Here is a 2664-nt window from a genome sequence, read left to right as displayed (position 1 = left end):
GCGGCCGTCCACCGAGTGCCAGCGCCCGCCCGTGGCGACCCGGTCCACCACGTGGGCGTCGAGCAGGTCGATGCCGCGCCCGGCCAGCGCGGTCCTCAGACGGGCGACCAGCTCGCGATGGGCTTCGTTGCACGGCTCGCAGTCGGACCCGCACTCGTCGACGATCACGGCGATCACCGCGTCCGGCGCCGCCGCGGCCGCGACTTTCGCCAGGTCGTCGATCGAGGCGGCGAGTCCGTCGGACAGGTCGACACGCAGCACCGCGCCCAGGCCGCCGCGCTCCACGGTGACGAGCACCAGCGACTGCTCGGGCACGAAGCCCAGGACGGCGGGTACGGCGGCGATCAGCCTGCCGGGGTGGTTGAACCGGTAACCGAACTGCTGCGATGAGGTCATGGTCGCAACGCTCGTCGGCCACACTGTCGGAAGCGGCCCCCGCCGGCCCCGTTCGGGGCGCCCTGGGGATGAACCGGCGACTGTGGACAGCCCCGGCCCGGTGTCTGTTCACGAAGACTTCGGCGTCGTCGGCATGCGAGATCGTCACAACCGGCGTACACCTTTTGCCATGGGTTCGATGCTGGAGTACGACCTCGTCGTCATCGGTTCTGGTCCGGGCGGACAGAAGGCCGCCATCGCGGCCGCCAAGCTCGGCAAGTCGGTCGCGGTCATCGAACGCGGCCGCATGCTCGGCGGAGTCTGCGTGAACACCGGCACCATCCCGTCGAAGACACTGCGCGAGGCCGTCGTCTATCTCACCGGGATGAGCCAGCGCGAGCTGTACGGAGCCAGCTACCGGGTGAAGGAGAAGATCACCCCGGCGGACCTGCTGGCCCGCACCAGCCACGTCATCGGCAAGGAGCAGGACGTGGTGCGCAGCCAGCTGATGCGCAACCGGATCGACCTGATCGAGGGGCACGGCCGGTTCATCGATCCGCACACCTTGCTTGTCGAGGAGCCCACGCGCGGCGAGAACACCAAGGTCAGCGGTGAGTACATCGTGATCGCGACCGGCACCAAGCCGGCCCGGCCCGCCGGTGTCGAGTTCGACGAACACCGGGTGCTCGACTCCGACGGCATCCTCGACCTGAAGTCGCTGCCCACCTCGATGGTGGTGGTCGGCGCCGGCGTCATCGGCATCGAGTACGCGTCGATGTTCGCCGCGCTGGGCACCAAGGTCACCGTGGTGGAGAAGCGCGACTCGATGCTGGACTTCTGCGACCCCGAGATCGTCGAGGCGCTGAAGTTCCACCTGCGCGACCTGGCCGTCACCTTCCGCTTCGGCGAGGAGGTGACCGCGGTCGACGTCGGCGCCGCAGGCACGGTGACGACGCTGGCCAGCGGCAAGCAGATCCCGGCCGAGACGGTGATGTACTCGGCGGGCAGGCAGGGCCAGACCGAACACCTCGACACGGCGATGGCCGGCATCGAGGCCGACAACCGGGGCCGCATCTTCGTCGACAGCAATTTCCAGACCGTCGTGGACCACATCTATGCGGTCGGCGACGTGATCGGCTTCCCGGCGCTGGCCGCCACGTCGATGGACCAGGGCCGGCTGGCCGCGTATCACGCCTTCGGCGAACCGGCCAAGGGGATGACCGACCTGCAGCCGATCGGCATCTACTCCATCCCGGAGGTGTCCTACGTGGGCGCCACCGAGGTGGAGCTCACCAAGAAGTCGATTCCGTACGAGGTCGGGGTGTCCAGGTATCGCGAGCTGGCCCGCGGTCAGATCGCCGGCGACTCCTACGGCATGCTCAAGCTGCTGGTGTCGACCGACGACCTGAAGATCCTGGGCGCTCACATCTTCGGCACCAGTGCCACCGAGATGGTCCACATCGGCCAGGCCGTGATGGGATGCGGCGGCACCGTCGAGTACCTCGTGGACGCCGTGTTCAACTACCCGACCTTCTCCGAGGCCTACAAGGTGGCCGCCCTCGACGTGATGAACAAGCTGCGGGCGCTCAATCAGTTCCGGCGCTGAGCGCTCAGCAGCCGTCGTCGTCGGCCGCGGGCGCCGCGTCGGCGGGGCCGCCGGCCTCCGCGCGGACCAGCAGCCGTTCGATGTGCCCGTCGAACGGCGGCGAGTACGACAGGTCCTCGTCGCAGCCGCCGCCGTCGAGCCCGCCGACCAGTCCGGTGACCACCGAACCGGCCACCCAGGGTGCGCCGCTCACCCCGTCGACCAGCCCCTCGCACGGCACGGCCGGGAAACCCTCGGCAGCGACCGCCGTCGACGCCCGGCAGCCGATGGGGCCGCCCCCGATGCCCATCTGATAGCCGGTCACCGTCACCGGGGTGCCCGGTCGCGGGGCGGCGCCCAGCGCCAGTCCCCCGCCCGCCTGCTGCGCGGGAGTGTCGCCGGCGTCCCGGCTGACCCGCGCGATCGCATAGTCGGCCAGCGGATCCTGCCCGTCCACCCAGCGCGGATCGAGGTAGACCGCGTCGAGGTGCCACGGCTGCTGCCCCTGCGCGGCGGCGTCGAAGCCGGGCACGAACGTGGCGTCCATGCCGTCGACCAGGCAGTGCGCGGCGGTCAGGATGAGGTCACCGCGCGCGGAATCCAGCACCGACGCGGTGCAGGTGTGAACCGGGCCGTCGCCGACGAAGACGGCGCCGACCCGTGGATCGGCCGACACCGGCCGGGCGACCGCGGCCTGCGCGGCG

General features: G+C 70.4%; 3 protein-coding genes. 1 reads left to right on the top strand and 2 read right to left on the bottom strand.

Annotated features, from left to right (window positions below; translation table 11 throughout):
* The coding region (locus tag Q2100_RS30845) for a DUF4192 family protein (protein WP_302917069.1) at nucleotides 1-396 on the bottom strand (396 nt) is incomplete at its 3' end.
* Between the two features lie 178 nt (nucleotides 397-574).
* Here Q2100_RS30845 and sthA point away from each other — a divergent pair.
* A complete protein-coding gene (gene sthA, locus Q2100_RS30840; protein WP_302917070.1) occupies nucleotides 575-1981 on the top strand; it encodes a Si-specific NAD(P)(+) transhydrogenase in 1407 nt (468 codons plus the stop codon).
* 4 nt (nucleotides 1982-1985) lie between these two features.
* Here the strand turns inward: sthA and Q2100_RS30835 are convergent.
* Nucleotides 1986-2664, bottom strand: a 679-nt coding sequence (locus tag Q2100_RS30835; protein WP_302917068.1) for a trypsin-like serine peptidase, incomplete at its 5' end; no start/stop codon positions are given.

Source organism: Mycolicibacterium arseniciresistens (assembly GCF_030519285.1).
GTDB lineage: Bacteria > Actinomycetota > Actinomycetes > Mycobacteriales > Mycobacteriaceae > Mycobacterium > Mycobacterium arseniciresistens.
Note: the sequence above shows the minus strand (reverse complement) of the source record. Positions and strands in the feature narration are given on the sequence as shown.

Coding starts and splice junctions, on each gene's coding strand:
- sthA (WP_302917070.1), top strand. CDS start 575: ATGCTGGAGTACGACCTCGTCGTCATCGGTTCTGGTCCGGGCGGACAG.